At 30.5% G+C, this 20,739-nt stretch carries 9 protein-coding genes; 5 read left to right on the plus strand and 4 right to left on the minus strand.

Annotated features, from left to right (window positions below; genetic code table 11):
• Positions 1 to 7: 7 nt before the first annotated feature.
• Positions 8 to 2,104 (minus strand): ATP-dependent DNA helicase RecG, encoded by a 2,097-nt coding sequence (recG, locus tag LPB302_RS03600; RefSeq protein ID WP_053974962.1) that lies wholly within the window; start codon positions 2,102 to 2,104, stop codon positions 8 to 10.
• A gap of 310 nt (positions 2,105 to 2,414) precedes the next feature.
• On the minus strand, positions 2,415 to 8,114 hold the full coding sequence (locus LPB302_RS03605) for a choice-of-anchor A family protein (RefSeq protein WP_053974963.1): 5,700 nt from the start codon (positions 8,112 to 8,114) through the stop codon (positions 2,415 to 2,417).
• A 325-nt stretch (positions 8,115 to 8,439) separates the two neighbouring features.
• On the opposite strand from LPB302_RS03605, the gene LPB302_RS03610 reads away from it, so the two are divergent.
• The 3 genes from LPB302_RS03610 (at position 8,440) to LPB302_RS03620 (ending at position 12,988) form a co-directional block, all read left to right on the plus strand.
• Positions 8,440 to 9,651: an RsmB/NOP family class I SAM-dependent RNA methyltransferase gene (locus tag LPB302_RS03610; protein ID WP_053974964.1), complete on the plus strand. Its 1,212-nt coding sequence runs from the start codon at positions 8,440 to 8,442 to the stop codon at positions 9,649 to 9,651.
• 74 nt (positions 9,652 to 9,725) lie between these two features.
• Positions 9,726 to 11,903 (plus strand): endonuclease, encoded by a 2,178-nt coding sequence (locus LPB302_RS03615; protein ID WP_053974965.1) that lies wholly within the window; start codon positions 9,726 to 9,728, stop codon positions 11,901 to 11,903.
• On the plus strand, positions 11,903 to 12,988 hold the full coding sequence (locus LPB302_RS03620; protein WP_053974966.1) for an endonuclease: 1,086 nt from the start codon (positions 11,903 to 11,905) through the stop codon (positions 12,986 to 12,988). Before LPB302_RS03615 ends, LPB302_RS03620 begins: the two co-directional genes overlap by 1 nt.
• Positions 12,989 to 13,057: 69 nt before the next feature.
• On the opposite strand, the gene LPB302_RS03625 is transcribed toward LPB302_RS03620, so the two are convergent.
• Positions 13,058 to 14,455 (minus strand): cytochrome c peroxidase, encoded by a 1,398-nt coding sequence (locus tag LPB302_RS03625; RefSeq protein ID WP_053974967.1) that lies wholly within the window; start codon positions 14,453 to 14,455, stop codon positions 13,058 to 13,060.
• Between the two features lie 175 nt (positions 14,456 to 14,630).
• Here LPB302_RS03625 and purL point away from each other — a divergent pair, with 175 nt between their 5' ends.
• Positions 14,631 to 18,323: a phosphoribosylformylglycinamidine synthase gene (gene purL / locus LPB302_RS03630; protein ID WP_053974968.1), complete on the plus strand. Its 3,693-nt coding sequence runs from the start codon at positions 14,631 to 14,633 to the stop codon at positions 18,321 to 18,323.
• A 1,096-nt stretch (positions 18,324 to 19,419) separates the two neighbouring features.
• A complete protein-coding gene (locus LPB302_RS03635) occupies positions 19,420 to 20,208 on the plus strand; it encodes a pentapeptide repeat-containing protein (protein WP_053974970.1) in 789 nt (262 codons plus the stop codon).
• 72 nt (positions 20,209 to 20,280) lie between these two features.
• Here LPB302_RS03635 and LPB302_RS03640 read toward each other — a convergent pair whose 3' ends face one another.
• A complete protein-coding gene (locus tag LPB302_RS03640; RefSeq protein ID WP_053974971.1) occupies positions 20,281 to 20,736 on the minus strand; it encodes a DUF4442 domain-containing protein in 456 nt (151 codons plus the stop codon).
• Positions 20,737 to 20,739: the final 3 nt, after the last annotated feature.

Consider the following 20,739-nt stretch of genomic DNA (forward strand, 5'->3'; position numbering starts at 1 on the left):
TATTAAATTAACTAATATTACTCCAAATTTTAGAATTTCTATTAATTTTAGCAAACGTATTTTTTATTGGTAAATTGTGTTCCATCTCTAAATTTGGATCCTCTTGCAATAAATCTATGGCTGTATTTCTAGCTGCAACTAAAATTTTAGAATCCTTAGAAACATCAGCAATTTTAAGATTTAAAACACCACTTTGTTGTGTACCCATAAGATTTCCTGGTCCACGTAATTTTAAATCAACCTCAGCAATTTTAAAGCCATCTGTAGTATCTACCATTGTTTTTAAACGGGTTTTACCTTCTTCAGATAATTTATAGCTAGAAAGCAAAATACAATAACTTTGATCTGCACCTCTACCTACTCTTCCTCTTAATTGATGTAATTGAGATAAACCAAACCTTTCTGAGCTTTCAATAATCATTACACTTGCATTAGGCACATTTACACCAACTTCAATTACAGTAGTGGCTACCATAATTTGAGTTTCACCTTTTACAAAACGTTGCATTTCATAATCCTTATCTGCAGGTTTCATTTTACCATGAACAATGCTTATTTGATATTTAGGTGATGGAAATTCTCTTGCTACACTTTCATAACCGTCCATTAAGTCTTTATAATCCATAGCTTCAGACTCCTGAATTAAAGGATACACAATATACACTTGCCTACCCTTTGCTATTTCATCCTTCATAAATTTAAAAACCGATAAACGATTACTATCAAATCTATGTACAGTTTTAATTTCTTTTCTTCCTGGAGGTAATTCATCAATTACAGAAATATCTAAATCTCCATAAACAGACATGGCTAATGTTCTAGGAATTGGAGTTGCTGTCATTACTAAAATATGAGGTGGTAAAGTATTTTTAGCCCATAATTTTGCTCTTTGTTTTACTCCAAATCTATGCTGTTCATCAATAATTGCAATTCCTAAATTTTTAAATTTTACTTTGTCTTCTAGTAGTGCATGAGTACCAATCAAAATGTTTAAGGTACCATCTTCTAAATTTTCATGAATTTCTCTACGTTTTTTAGTTCTTACAGAGCCAGTTAAAATATCAACTTTAATATTCATACCCTCAACTAACTCAGAAACTGCAATATAATGTTGATTTGCCAATATTTCTGTTGGAGCCATAATTGTGGCTTGGTATCCATTATCTAATGCTAAAAGTGCAGTTAATAAAGCTACAATTGTTTTTCCTGAACCAACATCTCCTTGTAAAAGTCGGTTCATATGAGCACCAGAAGCTACATCTTTTCGAATTTCTTTTAATACCCTTTTTTGGGCATTAGTTAAATTAAATGGTAATTTTTCTGAGTAAAATTGATTAAAAATTGAACCAACATTTTCAAAAACAAATCCTTTAATTTTTGCTTTATTGATGAGTTTTTTTCTAACCAATTGCAATTGTATAAAAAACAGTTCTTCGAATTTTAATCTATTTTGTGCTTGTGCTAAATTTTCTTGACTTTTTGGAAAATGCACATTTAACAGTGCATCTCGCTTTTTCATCAACTTAAAATCGATGATAATATTGTTTGATAAACTTTCTTGAATGCTATCATAAAATTGTTGCAATAGTTTCTGAATATAGGAACGCATCAATTTATTTGACACACCAGAATTAGTAAGCTTTTCTGTAGAATGATAAATGGGTTGCATTTTAGTTTGCAACTTTTTTTTGTATTCTGTTACCAATTCCATTTCTGGATGAGGAATACTAAAACTTCCATTATAATGATTTAATTTACCATAAACCACATAGGGTACATCTACTTTTAAAGAATCTTTAATCCATTTTTGCCCTTTAAACCACACTAACTCCATAGAACCAGAAGCATCTTGAAAAGTGGCCACTAACCTACTTCCTCTTTTTTGAGCTACAGATTTAACATTGGTTATTTTACCTACAATTTGTACCTCTGAAGAATTTGGCTGTAAATCTTTTATAGCATGAAACTTGGTTTTATCTATATATCTAAAGGGAAAGAAATTTAATAAATCATTACAAGTTTTTATACCCAATTCTGAATACAAAAGTGTTGCTCTTTGAACACTTATGCCTGATATATATGTTATTGGGTAATCTAAATTCAATTTGCTAATTTATTTCTTAACGAAAATACACAAATCAATACAAAAAATTGAAACCTGAATTTTAATAAATAAAAAAAGAGAGCTGAATAAATCAGCTCTCTTTACATCAACATAATAAATGAATACCCCTAACATTTACTATTACTATTGACGATATTTAATTGGCTACTTAAATATGAATTTTTATGGTCTATAAATTCATTTTTAAAAAAGCTATAAAAAATTTTAAAAAAGAGCTGACAAAGTCAGCTCTTAGGATCGCTAGTTCAATTAATACCCCTAAAAATTGGAAACTAACGAGTTATTGTTATTATCTAAATAGAATTTTTGAGGTTCCATAATCAGATTCTTGACTCGTAACTTTAAGAAATAATACTCCTGGTTTAACATTAAAATTATAGTCTAATTCGTTTTTACCTACAGTTAAATTTGTAGTTCCTCTATAAATTGTTTTACCATTAATGTCTGTTAATGTAACTGTAGCTTCTGTATCATATTCACTAAACAATAACACATTTACATTACCTTTTGATGGGTTTGGATATGCCATAAATTCATTTTCGAACTTTTCTATTTTATTTACAGTTTCTTCATCTACAGCAACTTTTGTAAATCTTACATCAGAAATTACTAAATCTAATTCTTTTGTTTGTGCTTCTACAGGTAAAAATGTAAATGTTAATGTTGTTAAGTCATCTGCTGTAATTGTATTTTCTGTTGCACTTGACGTAAAGATTTCGAAAGGAACATAATATGTTTGCTCATCTTCAGATAAATCTACCATAACTCTGTATTGAGCTTTCCAATCTTCTATAGACGATTTTATTAAACCCAATTCCATTAAACCAGATCCTTTTGCAGTAAAAGCTACATAATTATATTCTGAATAATCTGCAGATAATGTACCAGGTAATAAAGACTTGTAGATTGTTAAATAATCGTATTCACTTTTTGCCTTAATTTCTACACTTCTGTTAATGGCATGTTCATCATCTTTATAATCTCTGTTAAAGTTGTTCCATACAAAGTAGTTTTCAATTTCAGTGTAGTTTTTATCATAATCTAAACCCCAGTTTCCATCTGCATGATAAAAAGCGTCTTCAATTTCTCCATCAACTTTTACTAAACCATCATACTCATAACCATCAGCAATGTCAATTCTTAACGTTTGCTCTAATTCTGTATTTACAGGATTATATCTATGCTTTACGTTATTTGCAGTTTCAGAATAAATTTCTTCCATAGAAATTTCTGTGTTTAATCCTTTTTGTGTGCTTCTTAAAAGGATTAATAATTCAGACTTTTCTCTACTAATTTTAGCTGCAAACGTTTTTGGCACTTTTTGAATTTCTGTTTGTGTAACAGGCATAAAAGACTTTAAGTTATTTAAAACATCTTTTACTAATTTCTGAGTGTCTTGTGGATTTGTAGACCAAACTTGAAAGTTATATACATCATTAAATCTGATATAATTGTTTACATACCAATTGGTTTGTATTGTATAATTTGCATCGTTATTATTCTTCGCAGTTGCAAAAGAAATTGCATACTCTACAACCCCATTTCTTTGTTTAATACCTTGCATTAAAAAGTTATAACCTTCTAATTGCACTTTCTGAATATTTAAAATTTCTGCTCCTCTTAATCTATCACAAGAAGCTTTTGTGTGATTGTAAATTTTATCTGAAGTCTTAATTCCTAAAACAACACCTTTTGTTTTACCATCTAAAGAAAAATCTACTGATAAAACCTCATCTGCTATTGTATAATCTAAAATATCTGTTGGTGATGTTACATTAGCAATATTACCTGCTACTAATTCTGTAGGAAACATGTCTAACAATGTTTGTCCTTTTCCTTGATAAGGCTGAGCTTGTTTTAATTTTGCTTTGTTATAAAGGTTAGCATTAGACTTTACGAAGTTTGTTGGCACTGAATTCTTTTTTCTACCTACATAAATTTTAGAAATTGCATCTCCTAATGATTCAGATTCTACTCCTCCTCCATTTCCACCTGTAACTTCATCAGAAGTTACTGTTACAGGAAATTGTTGTGTTTTAGCACATCCATTTACATCAACTACAGAAACCTCTACATAATATAAACCTGCTGTAGAAATTGTTGCTGAAGCTGTAGCATTAGTGCTTGTTAGATTCTCAATTAATGCCTTGTTTTGATCTAATAAAGACCAGCTATAAGAAACAAAGTTAGTTGAGTTATCTATTGTAAAATTCTTTGTTACACTGCCATTTGAGTTATCTACAGAACTTGTAGATAAAGTAATCGATAAATCTTCTCTTACAATTACTTCTTTAGTATACGTATCAGTACCAAATGTATTTGTTGCTTCTAGAGTAACTGTATATGTACCTACAGTTTCATAAACCTTTGTAGGATTCATAAATGTGCTTGTAGTATTATCTCCAAAATTCCAAACATAAGTAATTGGGTTACCTGTTTGTACAGTATTACCTGTATTAGAATTGTTTGTAAATTCAAATGAGTTACCAACTAAACATTGAGCTGATTCATTTACAGAAAACTCAGCAGTTGGAGCTACACCATTATTAACAGAACAGTTACCAATAGTAGGTGTAAAGTTTGCTGAGTGCACTTCACCACCTGCATGTTTGAATGAATTTGCAATTACTTGACCTTCGATATTAGATTGATTTGCAGTTTTAATAATGTCTGCATTTGGTGCTAAAACTGTACCTTCTATAGTTGAGTTACCTTCTATATTTAATGTTGTTGTATTGTAAAAATTATAAATGATATAAGGTGCATCTTGCTGACCAACTCCTGCTTGATTCCAAACGTTCCAGTTAAAAGTTCCACTTGCATCTACATTTATTACCAAAACTTTAGAAGCACTAGGCTTATTATTGTAGGTAAAAACGCTAACATTATTTAAATCTGAACCTAAAATATTTAAGTAATTTACACCATCTTGTAAATTAATTTTTACTTGATTTGGCAAATTAGTATTTGAGATTGATTGTCCATTTGGATTTGTTAAATCAGCATTATTAGTATTTGTAGATAGACTAATTGAATTATTTTTTAAAGTCTGAAAAGCACTTGCAAAATCTATTACATTACTCTCAAAAACTGGATTATTAGTACTAGAAACTCCTAATTGGTTTGCATTAGCTTGTAAAGCAATTCTTGGATTTGCATTATAATTAGAGTTGTTTGTTATTCTTATAGGTGCAAAAGCACTGTTCTGATCTTGGTACCAAACAACGGCTCCATTACTTTCTCCAATCTTTACATAAGTATTTTGATTGATTTGTAAAGCATTACCTGAATTGTAATTTACTTTACCTCCTACAACTAAACCAACAGGAACATTGTTTATTTCAAAACTTCCAGTATCGTTTGTAGTTATTTGATAATTACCAGCAATTGTTAAATCTCCACCAGTTGCAACAGCTCCTTCTGTTTCATTAGTACTTAACTCTAACCCATCTAAAGTAAAAACGTTAAAGCCTAAAGCAGCACTTGTAGGGCTATCATTACATGTATCTTCTGTTAAAGTTGCATTTGCAGTTTCAGAAATACAAGCGTTATTAGCATGTGAAATAGTTACATAGTAGTTTGAGTTGTCTAAACCAGTCACATCAGAAATAGATAAAGTTTTCGTATTTGCACCAGAATAAACTCCTGAGTTTGCAATTACAACACCTCCATTTAAAGGATCTCCTAAAAACCATTGATATAAAACATCATTATTTGAGTTACCTGTAGTACCAAATATAGGAGAACCATTTGCATATTCTGTAGCTTCTTCTGCAGAAACATCAACTGTAAAAGTTGTGCTCTGTCCTACTTTTATAGATTTATCGACAGGATTTGAAACAATTGCTAATTGATGAGCATTTAACTCATTTCCATTAGAACCATTATAACCACCATTAGAATTTAGAACTAATCCATCAGTGTCAAAACCAGATCCATCAATAATACCATCATTGTTAGCATCTACTCCTTCAGATTCTAAAACGTCTAAACATCCATCTCCATCAGAATCTAAATCTTTGCTGTTTGGAATACCATCTTTATCTGTATCAACATCACAAGTAATTTCTGTAAGTAAAATGTTATCTACACCTACATCATTACCACTATTCCCTTTTGGCTGAGAGTTTTTAATTACAATATTAACCTTAGATGAAGTTGGTGTAAACTCTAAAGTTACACGCTTCCATTGATCATCATTTAAAACTCCTATTTGAGTTGATGTGATAGATACTAACTCATTTCCATTTTCGTCTTCTATTAACAAAGTGAAAATTGGTGTGTCATTACAACCAAAACATAATCCAGAAAAATCTACTCTAAATCTATGTTTATTTGCTGAATTTACTGTGATATCATTTTGACGATAAATTTCTGAAACTGCAGGAGAATTAATATTTATTGATAAAAATCTTCCATTAGAATCTCCATCTGCATCTACATCTCCATTTCTATCTGTTCTATTGTAATGAGCTAAACCAGAGGATAATGAAGATACAACTGCATAAGAACCGTCAGGAATTGCACCTTCAGTGTCATATAAGTGATTTGCAACATTAGAGTTAGACTCTCTTGATGTTCCAAAACCAAAGTTTTCTTCAAAAATAGTATTTGTTTCTGCACAACCTTCTAAATCATCTTTTATACCATCATTATCATCATCTAAATCACATAAATCTGAAACACCATCTAAATCTGTATCTAAATTACCAGAAGCTAAAGCATCACAAGGATTTGATAATAATTGTGCACTTGCAATTTCGGTTACACATGCATTTTCTGAGTGAGTAACTTTTACATAATAAGTATTGTTATAAAGACCTGCTGTATTAGCAATATTTAAAGTTTTTGAGTTTGTGTTTGAATAAACACCTGTATCTGTTAATGCATTACCTCCATTATTTGGATCTCCCAAATACCATTGATAAATAATTTTATCATTTGCATTTCCTGCAGTTCCATAAACAGGGTTTCCATTATTATATTCTGTAGCTTCTTCTGATGTAGCTTCTATTGTAAATGAAACTGAATTGCCATAAGCAATGGTTTTATTTGTTGGTGTACTATTTACATTAAAGCTGTGTGCTGTAGTTTCAAAACCTGTTAAACCATTATAAGTTCCTGTAGAACCAGAAACTAAACCATCATTATTAAAACCAGAACCATCTGCAACACCATCATTATTAGTATCTAAACCTCCAGATTCAACAACATCAAAACAACCATCACCATCTGAATCTAAATCTAAATCATTGTCTATACCATCATTATCTACATCACAATCTTTAAAAGTCCCATAAACTCTACCAAAAATATACGTTGGGCCTGCAACTTCTTGAGAAACTATAAAGTTATTATCTGTAGTGCTGTTCCAAGTAAAATTATTAAAACTATTGTTGTTAAATAACTCTAATTCAAATAAAGGACCATTAGGCACCTTACTTCCATACATTTTAACATCTAAGTTTTCATCGATTACAAATCTTACGATTGGTGTAGATGGGTCTATAGTAGTATTATTATGATAGCTATAGATTTGAGGAATCCCATTTTTACCCCATAAAGCACCATCTTTAAATCTAATATTTTGTCCTGTTGATGTACCATTTTGTTGAAACTGAATTTCTTCAGTGGTTAAAGATGTACCATTAATGGTAAGATTGAAACTGTTATCCATTTTAGTAATATCTAAAACAAAACCTGTTCCTACAGGTGTTAAAGAAAAATTAACAGAGGCTCCATTTTGAACTTGAAAAGGAGTTTCACCTATTAAAACAGTACATTCTTCTGTATCTAAGATTCCATCATTGTCATCATCTAAATCGCAAGAATCATTAATTCCATCTCCATCTGAATCATTTGCAGTTATAACACCAACAATAGCGCCAATAGTACATGGGTCGGTTTCTGTAGCACTTACAATAGGGCTATAAAAACTACATAATAATATTATAATAAAGGTTAAATAATGTTTAGAGGCTAGTTTCATAATTTAGGGTTTAAAAAGTAGTTGTGGCTTTTAATCACAACCATTTATACCACAAAATTAACACCTAAACCAAGCTGCTTATGGGTATTTTCGATGAAGTAGCTCCCAATTTCGTCCAAAAAATATCTGAATTCATTCGTCGATATTAAGTATCGATGAACGGTATCGTTAAATGGTTTTAGCATTAAAATCAGAAATCATTTATGGAATTTAATTCAGTTTAAATCTTAAAACAACTACTTGAAAATCTTATAATATGCTCTTAAAATTAACAGCATTACCTAACTATTTCGTCTATATTTGCACTCTATTAGATTACTAAAAAATGAGATTACATAGAAATTTAACTTTTGCTGTTATTGATAGCATTAGAGATATATTTAATGAAGGTGTTTATGCAGATAAAGCTGTGGAGAAAGCCTTAAAAAGAGATAAACGTTGGGGAGCTAGAGATAGAAAATTTGTAGCTGAAACCATCTATGATATTGTTCGTTGGAACAGATTATATGCAGAAATTGCTGAAGTTAAAGTACCTTATGATAGAGATAATATTTGGAGATTATTTTCTGTTTGGTGTATTTTAAGAGGAATTAAATTACCAGATTGGAATCAAATTGGTGATGTACCTGAAAGAAGAATAAAAGGGCGATTTGCAGAGCTTTCTAAAACAAGAAAATTTAGAGAATCTATTCCTGATTGGATGGATGAATTATGTGTTTCTGAATTAGGAGAAGAAGTTTGGACAAAAGAAATTGCAGCCCTGAATAAACAGGCTTCTGTAATTTTAAGAACAAATACACTTAATATTTCTAAAGAATTATTACAAAAGAAATTAAGAACAGAAAATGTAATTACACAATTTGTACCTAATCATCCAGATGCTTTAATTCTTGAGGAAAGAGCAAACGTTTTTAGAACTGAAGCTTTCCATAATGGATTTTTTGAAGTGCAAGATGCCTCTTCTCAATTAGTAGCAGCTTACTTAGATGTGAAGCCAGGAATGAAAGTTGTAGATACTTGCGCAGGTGCAGGTGGTAAAACTTTGCATTTATCTGCTTTAATGGAGAATAAAGGTCAGGTAATTGCTATGGATATTTATGAAAGTAAATTGCGTAAGTTAAAAGTTAGAGCTAAAAGAAATAAAGCACATAACATAGAACTTAGAGTTATAGATTCTACAAAACCTATCAAAAAATTACATGGTAAAGCAGATAGAGTGCTAATTGATGCTCCTTGTTCTGGTTTAGGAGTAATTCGTAGAAACCCAGATTCTAAATGGAAATTACAGCCAGAATTTATAGATAATATTAAAAAAGTACAACAAGAGATCTTACAAAGTTATTCTAAAATGGTAAAACCTGGTGGAAAATTAGTGTATGCTACTTGCTCTATTTTACCTTCAGAAAATCAGAATCAAGTTGATGAATTCTTAACATCAGAATCAGGAAAAGACTTTACATTTGTAAGTGATAATAAAGTATTGGCTCATAAATCTGGTTTTGACGGATTTTACATGGCTTTACTAGAAAAAAAATAGCAAGAATTTACAGTTGCTAGCTGTAAATTTGTTTTGAAAAAGAAATTGTTTAATACCCTATTTAAAACAATTTTATGAAAAAAAAAGATCTTTTACTTATCCTTACATTTATACTTACCATCAGTATTTATGGGCAAGAATCGTATTATAATGATGTAAATCTAAATGTTACAGGATTAACCTTAAAAGAAGAACTGGCTGCTAAAATTATTAGTACGCACACTCAATTTTTATTCTATGATCAAATTTGGGATGCATCTAAAGTAACTGATGTAAATCCTGATAATGCACAAGAAGTATTATTAATTTATGGTTATGAAAATGGTTCAGATACAGATGTTACCAATGACAGAACACGTGGAATAGATGATAATAGTGGTGCATCTGGAGATTGGAATAGAGAACATGTGTACTCTCAATCTTTAGGAACACCTGCATTGTCTGACTCAGGCCCTGGTTCAGATGCACATCATTTGAGACCTGCAGATGCTCAAAGAAATTCTTCAAGAAACAATAGAAAGTTTACAGATGGTACTGGTTTTTCTGGTATTCAAACCAATGGAGGTTGGTATCCAGGAGATGAATGGAAAGGAGATGTAGCTAGAATGATGATGTACATGTACGTAAGATATGATGACAGATGTTTAATGAGTAACATTGGTATTGGAAATAATTCTGCAACTCCAGATGATATGATTGATTTATTTCTAAAATGGAATGTAGAAGATCCTGTTTCTGACTTTGAAAGACAGAGAAACACCTATCATGAGAATACTGCAAATCAAAATGCGCAAGGAAATAGAAATCCATTTATAGATAACCCTATTTTAGCAACAAGAATTTGGGGTGGAGATAATGCAGAAGATACTTGGGGAATTTACACAAGTTCAGATACAGAAGCACCTACTGCTCCAACAAATTTAGCAGCAACTAATATTACTACGTTTTCTATTGATTTATCTTGGTCTGCATCAACAGATAATATTGCTGTAACTAGTTACGACGTTTATGTAAATAACGTTTTACAAACAGCAACTTCAAATACATCTGTAACAATATCTAACTTAGACTCTAATACAGCATATTCATTTGCAGTTTTGGCAAAAGACATTACTAACAATGCCTCCTCTTTAAGTGATGCATTAAATGCTAGTACCTTAGAGGATGTTGATGCTCCAACTGTTCCTACAAATCTTACTGTAAGTAATGAAACAGAATCTTCTTTTATAATTTCTTGGTCAGCTTCTACAGACAATACAAAAGTAGCTCTGTACGAAGTTTACATTGATAATGTTTTTGAGGGTAATACTACAGATGTTACCTATACAGCAACAGGTTTAACTACAAATACAACATATAAAATAGAAGTATTAGCCGTAGATGATGTTGGTAACAAATCCGCTTTATCAAACCCTGTAAACGGTTCTACAACCAATGGTGCAGGAGTTGCCACTGAATTATTCTTCTCTGAGTATTTAGAAGGTGAAAGCAACAATAAAGCAGTAGAAATTGTAAATCTAACAAATGCTGATATTGATTTGAGTGTATATAGCCTTGCAAGACAATCTAATGGTGGTTTAAATGGTGCTGATTGGGAATGGAATATGCCTCTTGCAGGAATTATTCTATCTCAAGATGTTTACGTTATTGTAAATGAAGCTGCAGGCGAACATCCATCTTCTAAAACGCAAGCAGGTGTAGATGCAGGAAATTATTTAATCCAAATCGCAGATTCTATTAGGGTTCATGATGGAGACACAAACTTTGGAGCACCAATTAATTTTAATGGTAATGATCCTATAGGTTTGTTTAAAAATGATGTTTTAATAGATATAATTGGAACTTATAATGGTGGCTCTGCAAATTTTGGAAAAGATAAAGTTTTAAGAAGAAAAAGTGGAGTTTCTCAACCTAATACCGCTTTTGATTTAGATAACGAATGGGAAGTTTTTGATAAAAACGATACCAGTGACTTTGGTACTCACAGTGCAATTGTATTATCTACAGACAGTTTTTTAAATAAAAATCAAATTCGATTTTACCCAAATCCAACAGACAATATTCTAAATATTCAGAATAATAAAAATGCAACCATTTCTAGCATCAAAATTTATAATTCTCTGGGTAAAGAAGTTTTATCAGATACAAATATTGAAAAAGAAATATCTATAGAATATTTACCTCAAGGATTTTACCTATTAAAATATCAAGTTGATAATCAATGGTTCAACTTAAAATTGATTAAAAAGTAATGAGAAAAAAATTATTCTTACCACTATTTTTAATGGCAGCAAGCCTATGTATTGGTCAAGCTCCTGCTGGTTATTACAGTTCAGCAACAGGAAGTGGATACACTTTAAAAACACAATTAAAAAATATTATTAGTAATGGTCATATAGATCAAGGTTATGGAGCCTTGTATAATGCTTATGAAACTTCAGATACAGATAGCTTTTATGAAAATGACAATACTGTATTAGATATGTACTCAGAAAATCCTTCTGGTTCAGACCCTTACAACTATACACATGGAGACAGAAAATGTGGTAACTATAATTCTGAAAATGATTGTTACAATAGAGAGCATATCTTTCCTCAAGGTTTCTTTAACAGCCAATCACCAATGAGAACAGATATTCATCATGTTGTGCCTTCAGATGGTTCTGTAAATGGAAGAAGAAGTAATTATCCTTTTGGTGAAGTAAATAATGCAACTCATACTTCATTAAACGGATCAAAAGTGGGTAATAATAATGTTTTTGGATACACAGGAATAGTTTTTGAGCCTTTAGATGAATTTAAGGGTGATATTGCAAGAATGCTATTCTATTTTGCAACACGTTATGAAGATGATGTTACAGATAGCTCTTGGGATGATCCAAATGATTCTTCAAACAATCCTTTGAATGGAACTAATAACCAAGTTTATGAAGAATGGTATATTCAGTTATTATATAAATGGCATTTAGAAGACCCAGTAAGTCAGAGAGAAATTGTTAGAAACAATGAAGCTTATGACTTTCAAGGAAACAGAAACCCTTTTATAGATCATCCAGAATATGTGAGTGAAATTTGGTCTTCAGTGTTGTCTAATGAAACTTTTAGTGCTACAGATTTTAAAATGTATCCAAACCCGAATACAAATGGTACATTATACTTTAAAACTACTACAGCTTTATCTGTAAGAGTTTTTAATGTGCTAGGTAAAGTTGTGGCTTCTCAAGAAATTGATGTTGATAGCAATAATCTAGACATTTCATTACTACCTAAAGGTGTTTATTTGGTTAAAGTAAATTCAGGCTCTTCATCAATCACAAAAAAGTTGATTAAGAGATAAAACAAATTTCAAAATATAAAAAAAGACGACTTTATTTGTCGTCTTTTTTTATGCTCTAATTTTAAAGATTTACTTTTTAATAATTCTTTTAGTAAACGTTTTACTGTTGGTAACATCTTGAATTTTTACAATGTAAATCCCATTTGCTAAATCACTTAAATCAATGGTATTACTTGCTTTAAAATTCTGTTCTATTACAACTTTGCCTGTGATATCTATAATTTTTGTAGTATAATCTCCTGAAACAATATCGATATTAATATTATTATTTACAGGATTAGGATAAACTGAAATAGACTTTTCAAAAATTTCTGCGCTTGTAGATAAAGCAGCACCTGTTAAAGTAATATTTCCATTTTCATCAAAAGGATCAGACCATTTTTCATTTGTATATACATCTGAACCTGTTAATGTTTTTAAGAACGCTATAATTGCATTCTTTTCATTATCGGTTAAATTCAACATTTGAGTGTTACCTCCTGCTCTTAACCTATTGTCTAAATTAGTGTTGTTAGTATTATTTGGGATTGCATTATAGTGATTGACAACATCTAATAAAGTAGTTAAACTACCATCATGCATTAAAGGTCCGTTTAAACTTCCATCAGGATTCACCAAATCTCTTAAAGTTGGTGCTCTTTCATTCGTTAAATCAAACTCTGTTGTGCTATTAGCAACACCAATAATGCCATTATTCGCAGAGTTAGGATCTATATCAAACTCATCTCCTCTATGACAACCTGCACAACCAGCTCCATTCTGATTTGGAGGAGCTCTAAATAAAGTTTTACCTATATTTTCTTCATCTGTAAAGTTAGGAAAATTAGCGTTTGCATTATTAACTTGTGCTCTACCAACATCGTATTTAGAATCAAAAGATTGTATACTTCTAATAAATTGAGCCAAAGCTAATTGCAACCTATCTTCTGTTACAGTTTCATCTCCAAAAGCAAAACCAAATAATTGCTGATAATAGGTAATTTGCGATAATTTTGTAATTAAAACATTTATATCATCATCTCCTTCAGTACCACTAAAACCCATTTCTATATGATCTTGAATTGGTTGCGTAGTTTGGTTTTCTAAAGACGTAGCTCTTTCATCCCAAAAGAAATTTTCTTCGTCAGCAAAACGTGAATTTATCAAACGCATAGAATGCCTTCCTGTTTCACCACCATTTAAACCAACGCTTAAAATAGCATCATCTCCAAAAGCCTTATTTTGTTTATGACAACTGGCACAAGCAATGGTATTATTGGCAGATAAATTTTTATCGTAAAACAAAACTCTACCAAGAGTTGCTATTTTGTTATCTATAGCATTGTTGGCAGGTGTATTGTCCTTTGTAATATAATTTGGTGTGGATTGATTGGCATAATCAAACAAATTATCTAAATCTACAGTACCACTAATTATAATAAACGCCAGACCTAGAATAGTAATAAAATTGGGTAGTTTTTTAATCATATAAATCAAATTTTACTTTAATAACTTATAACTATATACTTAGCATGAATTATTCTTAGGCTAAATCTAAACAATTTGTTGATAATTAGGTTTACAAATACCTAAATAATTTACATATTTTAATTGCCTTTTGTAAGTAATATTTTAACTTTACACCCTTAAATAAAGACTACAAATGATTCATTTCTTTGGAAACAAAAACAGCAAAGTTTATGCTGTTCAAACAACAAAAGAATTCACTCCAGAAACAATTTCTAAACTTACATGGTTATTTGGCGACCAAAATATCATAGAATCTGCGTCTTTAGACGCTTTTTTTATTGGGCCAAGAGCTGCTATGATTACTCCTTGGAGTACAAATGCAGTAGAAATTACTCAAAATATGGGTATTTCTAATATCCTAAGAATTGAAGAATTTACTGCAGTTGATAAAGATTATTCAGATTTTGACCCAATGATTTCTGAAAAATTTAATGGTTTAGATCAAGAGATGTTTACTGTTGATATTCAACCAGAACCAATTTTAGAAATTGAAGATATTGCTGCTTATAACAATCAAGAAGGTTTATCTTTAAGTGATGAAGAAGTATCTTATTTAGAAAATGTAGCTAAAAAAATTGGCAGAAAACTTACAGATTCTGAAGTATTTGGTTTCAGCCAAGTAAACTCAGAACACTGTAGACACAAAATTTTTAACGGAACTTTTGTTATTGATGGTGAAGAGCAACCATCTTCTTTATTTAAAATGATTAAAGAAACATCAAAACAAAATCCTAATGATATTGTATCTGCTTATAAAGATAATGTTGCTTTTATTAAAGGACCAAAAGCAGAACAGTTTGCTCCTAAAACTGCAGACAAACCAGATTTTTACGAAACAAAAGATTTTGAATCTGTAATTTCTTTAAAAGCAGAAACACATAACTTCCCAACAACTGTAGAGCCATTTAATGGAGCTGCAACTGGTTCTGGAGGTGAAATTAGAGACAGACTTGCAGGTGGTAAAGGTTCTTTACCTTTAGCAGGTACTGCAGTTTATATGACATCTTATTCTAGATTACAAGCCGATAAAAATTCAGAAAAAAACCAAAGATATTGGGAAAACAAATTTGAAGCAAGAGAATGGTTGTACCAAACTCCTATGGATATATTGATAAAAGCATCTAATGGAGCTTCAGATTTTGGAAACAAATTTGGACAACCTTTAATTACGGGTTCTGTATTAACTTTTGAACATGAAGAAAATGCTGCTTCTAGTGATGCTAAACCTAGAAAGTTAGGTTATGATAAAGTAATTATGCAAGCAGGAGGTATTGGTTATGGTAAAGCAGATCAAGCATTAAAAGATACTCCAAAAGAAGGTGATAAAATTGTCATTCTTGGTGGAGAAAACTACAGAATTGGTATGGGTGGAGCTGCAGTTTCATCTGCAGATACAGGTGAATTTGCGTCTGGTATTGAATTAAATGCAGTACAAAGATCTAACCCAGAAATGCAAAAGCGTGCTGCAAATGCAGTTCGTGGAATGGTAGAAAGTGATGAAAACTTTATTGTTTCTATTCACGATCATGGTGCAGGAGGTCATTTAAATTGTCTATCTGAATTGGTAGAAGATACAGGTGGAAAAATCGATTTAGATAAATTACCAGTTGGTGACCCAACATTATCAGCAAAAGAAATTATTGGTAACGAATCTCAAGAAAGAATGGGATTAGTAATACCTGAAAAACATATTGAAACTTTACAAAAAATTGCAGAACGTGAGCGTTCTCCAATATATACAGTTGGAGATGTAACTGGTAATGATAGATTTACTTTTGAATCTGAAACTACAGGTGAAAAACCTATGGATTTAGCTTTAGAAGATATGTTTGGCTCATCACCAAAAACAATTATGACAGATAAAACTGTCATCAGAAACTATAAAAACCCACGTTATAAAACCAAAAACGTAAAAACTTATTTAGAGCAAGTATTGCAATTAGAAGCTGTAGCTTGTAAAGATTGGTTAACAAATAAGGTAGATAGATGTGTAGGTGGTAAAGTTGCCAAACAACAATGTGTAGGTCCTTTACAAATTCCGTTAAATAACGTAGGAGTTATGGCACTTGATTATAATGGTAAAGAAGGTGTTGCAACCTCTATAGGCCACTCTCCTATTTCTGGTTTAATACATCCAGAAGCTGGGAGTAGAAACTCAATTACAGAAGCCTTAACAAACATTATTTGGGCACCTTTAAAAGATAATTTAAACTCAGTTTCATTATCTGCAAATTGGATGTGGCCTTGTAAAAACGAAGGTGAAGATGCTCGTTTATATAAAGCTGTGCAGGCTATTTCAGAATTTTCAATTGATTTAGGCATTAACGTTCCAACAGGTAAAGATTCTTTATCTATGAAACAGAAATATGCAGATGGAGATGTAATTTCTCCTGGAACTGTAATTATTTCAGCAGCTGCCAATTGTAATGAAATTAGCAAAGTTGTAGAGCCTGTTTTACAAGTTGATGGTGGAAATATCTACTACATTAATATTTCTCAAGACGAATTTAAATTAGGTGGTAGTTCATTTAACCAAGTGTTAAATGCTATTGGAAACGCTGCTCCAGATGTAACAAATACCGATTTTGTTAAAGCAACCTTCAATACCATCCAAAATTTAATTAAAAATGATAAAATAGTTGCAGGACATGATGTAGCTTCTGGTGGTTTAATTACTACCTTATTAGAAATGTGTTTTGCTGATGTAAATTTAGGTGCAGATTTTGATCTTACAACCTTAAATGAAGAAGATTCTGTAAAGGTATTATTCTCAGAAAATTCTGGAATTGTTTTTCAGGCTGATGCTTTAATAGAAACAATTTTATCAGAAAATAACATTGAGTTTTTCAGTATAGGTACTGCCAATAATTCTGGAACTGTAAACATCAAAAATAATGAAGATAATTTCTCTTTTGATATAACTGAAATGAGAGATGTATGGTACAAAACTTCATTCTTATTAGATCAAAAACAAACCGCAAATAACTTGGCTAAAGACAGGTTTGATAATTATAAAAATCAGCCCTTAACCTATAAATTTCCTGAAAGCTTTACAGGTAAACTTCCAAAGATTGGAAAGAATAAACCAAAAGCTGCAATTATTAGAGAAAAAGGATCTAACTCAGAACGTGAAATGGCAAATGCAATGTATTTGGCAGGTTTTGATGTAAAAGATGTACACATGACAGATTTAATTTCTGGTCGTGAAACTTTAGAAAATATTCAGTTTATTGGTGCTGTTGGTGGTTTCTCTAATTCAGATGTTTTAGGTTCAGCAAAAGGTTGGGCAGGTGCTTTTAAATATAATGAAAAAGCAAATTTAGCATTAAAGAACTTCTTTGAAAGAGAAGATACTTTATCTGTTGGTATTTGTAATGGTGCTCAGTTATGGATGGAACTAGATCTTATTAACCCAGAACATAAAGTTCATGGGAAATTGATTCATAATGATTCTCAAAAACACGAAAGTTCTTTTACTTCTGTAAAAATTCAAGAAAACAATTCTGTGATGTTATCTTCTTTAGCGGGTTCTGAATTAGGAGTTTGGATTTCTCATGGAGAAGGTAAATTTAGCTTACCTGAATCTGAATCTAACTACAATATTGTTGCAAAATATGGTTATGAAGGTTACCCAAATAACCCAAATGGCTCTGACTTTAACACAGCAATGATGTGTGATAAAACTGGTAGACATTTAGTAACTATGCCTCATATTGAACGTTCTACGTTTCAATGGAATTGGGCTAACTACCCTAAAAACAGAAAAGATGAAGTTACTCCTTGGTTAGAAGCTTTTGTAAATGCTAAAAATTGGCTCACAAAGTAAAATGTATTCTATTTTATTAGGTAACTAATTTAAGATTTGAAAAGAGGTCTGTAATTAGTAAATGTATTTGTAAATTTTTAAAGAGGTACTATTACTTCTACATAATTATGCCAAAAAAATATCAAATTTATGGTCTACAAATGTGGAACAGGTAAAATGTAATAATAATATAAGAAAAGGTGTTAATTAAAAAAGTTTAAAGCTTTTCTAATTAACACCTTTTTATATTTAAAATTGATTTCAATAAGTTTTTTTCTACATTTTAATTCAAGATTTAACCCTTAGATCAATCTCATAACACTATTCAAATACATTTAAGTACTCATTTTTAGAAGTTTAAATAAACTAGATTACGTTTTTTGAAATAAAGGCTATAATAAAAGTAAAAATATTCTAAAGTTTGATGAGATTATAGTCATTATAGAGCAAAAAGTAGGCAATATTACTATACCTGATTTGTTAAAGTTTGCCAACATTAGTAAAAGAAAATAATATTGGCACTTATTGGTAATACTCCTGTATATAGGTAATACTCTTGCCAAATATATTAGACAATTAAAATTCAAGAACATCATTGCTAAATATCAATCTAAAAAAAATATAAATTTAGATCATATTGTAATTGAATTGGGCTATTATGATAATTCACATTTTTACAAAGAATTTAAACTATTTACAGGAAAACACCAAAGCAGTTTTTTGGCGATAGCTATCCATTTATTAGCTCACTTATTGCTGAGAGATAGCAGGCTTCATCTCAAATAGTTCTCCAAAATGTTAAGTTTTTGTTTACAGTTTGCTTAAACGATTTAGCAACTTAAAAAATAATTCGGTTTTTTACAAAAGATCTAATAATTTACACTATATTAGCTCCTGATTAATTAAATTAGTGATTTGGGGGAATGACTTATTTAATAAAAATAAAGAAGCTGATTTATTTCAGTTTCTTTTTTTTTGCACTTGTTTTACTGACTACTAGACACTAAAAAACACCTTTAATTTTGAAACTAGATATTATTTCTATTAAAAATAATATTTGAGTGTCACAACTTACCTTCTTCTTAGTCTTTAAAGAAACCGATTAAACCTTTATAAGATGAAAATTAAATTTACTTTACTTACAATCCTTTTTTTATCAATTAGCATTAGTGCCCAAAGCAAAATTGAAGCTTCTTCAATTATGGAAGATATTAAAGCTGGTAAAAACATAAATTATAGCAATAAAACAATTGTAGGAGTTTTAGACTTTACTTACATGGAAGATGCCATGAAAAAACTACCAAAAAAGAGAAAGAAAAATAGTTGGTGGGGAAATGGAAATTATTCTAACACTGTTGAAAAATCTATAGACGTAAAAATCTCTTTTACAAATTGTACATTTAAAGAAGATGTGCTAGCTTATATTCCAGATGAAGATTCTGGCTATACATTTACAGCCGATTTTGAAGATTCAGTAGTATTCAGCAATTGTAACTTTGAACGAAAAGCAATGTTTAAATACTCAAATTTTGAAAGTGATACAGATTTTTCTGGAGCAATTTTCTCTGATGATACTACTTTTAAATATGCGAAGTTTGAAAGAGAAATATCATTCGAAAACACAAAATTTACAGAAGTTTCTACTTTTAAATATGCGAAATTTAAAAGAAATGTAAGCTTTGCAAGCTCTGTATTTGAAGATTCAGCCATATTTAAATATACAGAATTTAAAAACGGAGTTTCTTTTAGAAATGTAAATTTTGAAGAAGACTTAAATATTAAATACATGAATGTATCTGGAGAGTTTAATATATCTAACATGAATGTAGGTTATGATATAGACTCTAAGTACACTAAGATTAATGGTAAAAGTTTTAGCAAATATTTGTTAAACATTAAAAGTTAACCAAAAAACTTTCAACATAAAAAAAGGATCATAGCTATATGATCCTTTTTTTTGATATCTATAAATCACTTATTACTCTTTTACTTTTAAACTCCACTGAAATTTAAAGTTAGAAACTACTACTCCATCTAAATTTACACCTTCTGCTACCAGAATAACTTCTTGCCCTTCTTTGGTTTCCGAAGATTTTTTAATAGCTGCTTTTATTTCATCTCCATTATTACAAGTAAATACAATCTTACCTGTTGCTTTTTTATAAAAATTTCCATCTTGATGTGTAACTAACATAGAAACCTTCTTTTTAGAGCGTTCAATTGCTTGCATCACTAAAACACCTGTACTCATTTCTGCAGCCATACCTTGTGCAGCCCAAAACATACTTTTAAACGGATTTTGATTCATCCATCTATGCTTAATGGCAACAACACATTTTTGAGCGGTAAGTTCTTTTACTCTCATACCAGATAAATATCCTAGAGGAAGTTTAAATAGCATAAATGTATTGACTCTTTTGGGTGTAATCTTCATATT

The organism is Polaribacter dokdonensis, assembly GCF_024362345.1.
Classification (GTDB): domain Bacteria; phylum Bacteroidota; class Bacteroidia; order Flavobacteriales; family Flavobacteriaceae; genus Polaribacter; species Polaribacter dokdonensis.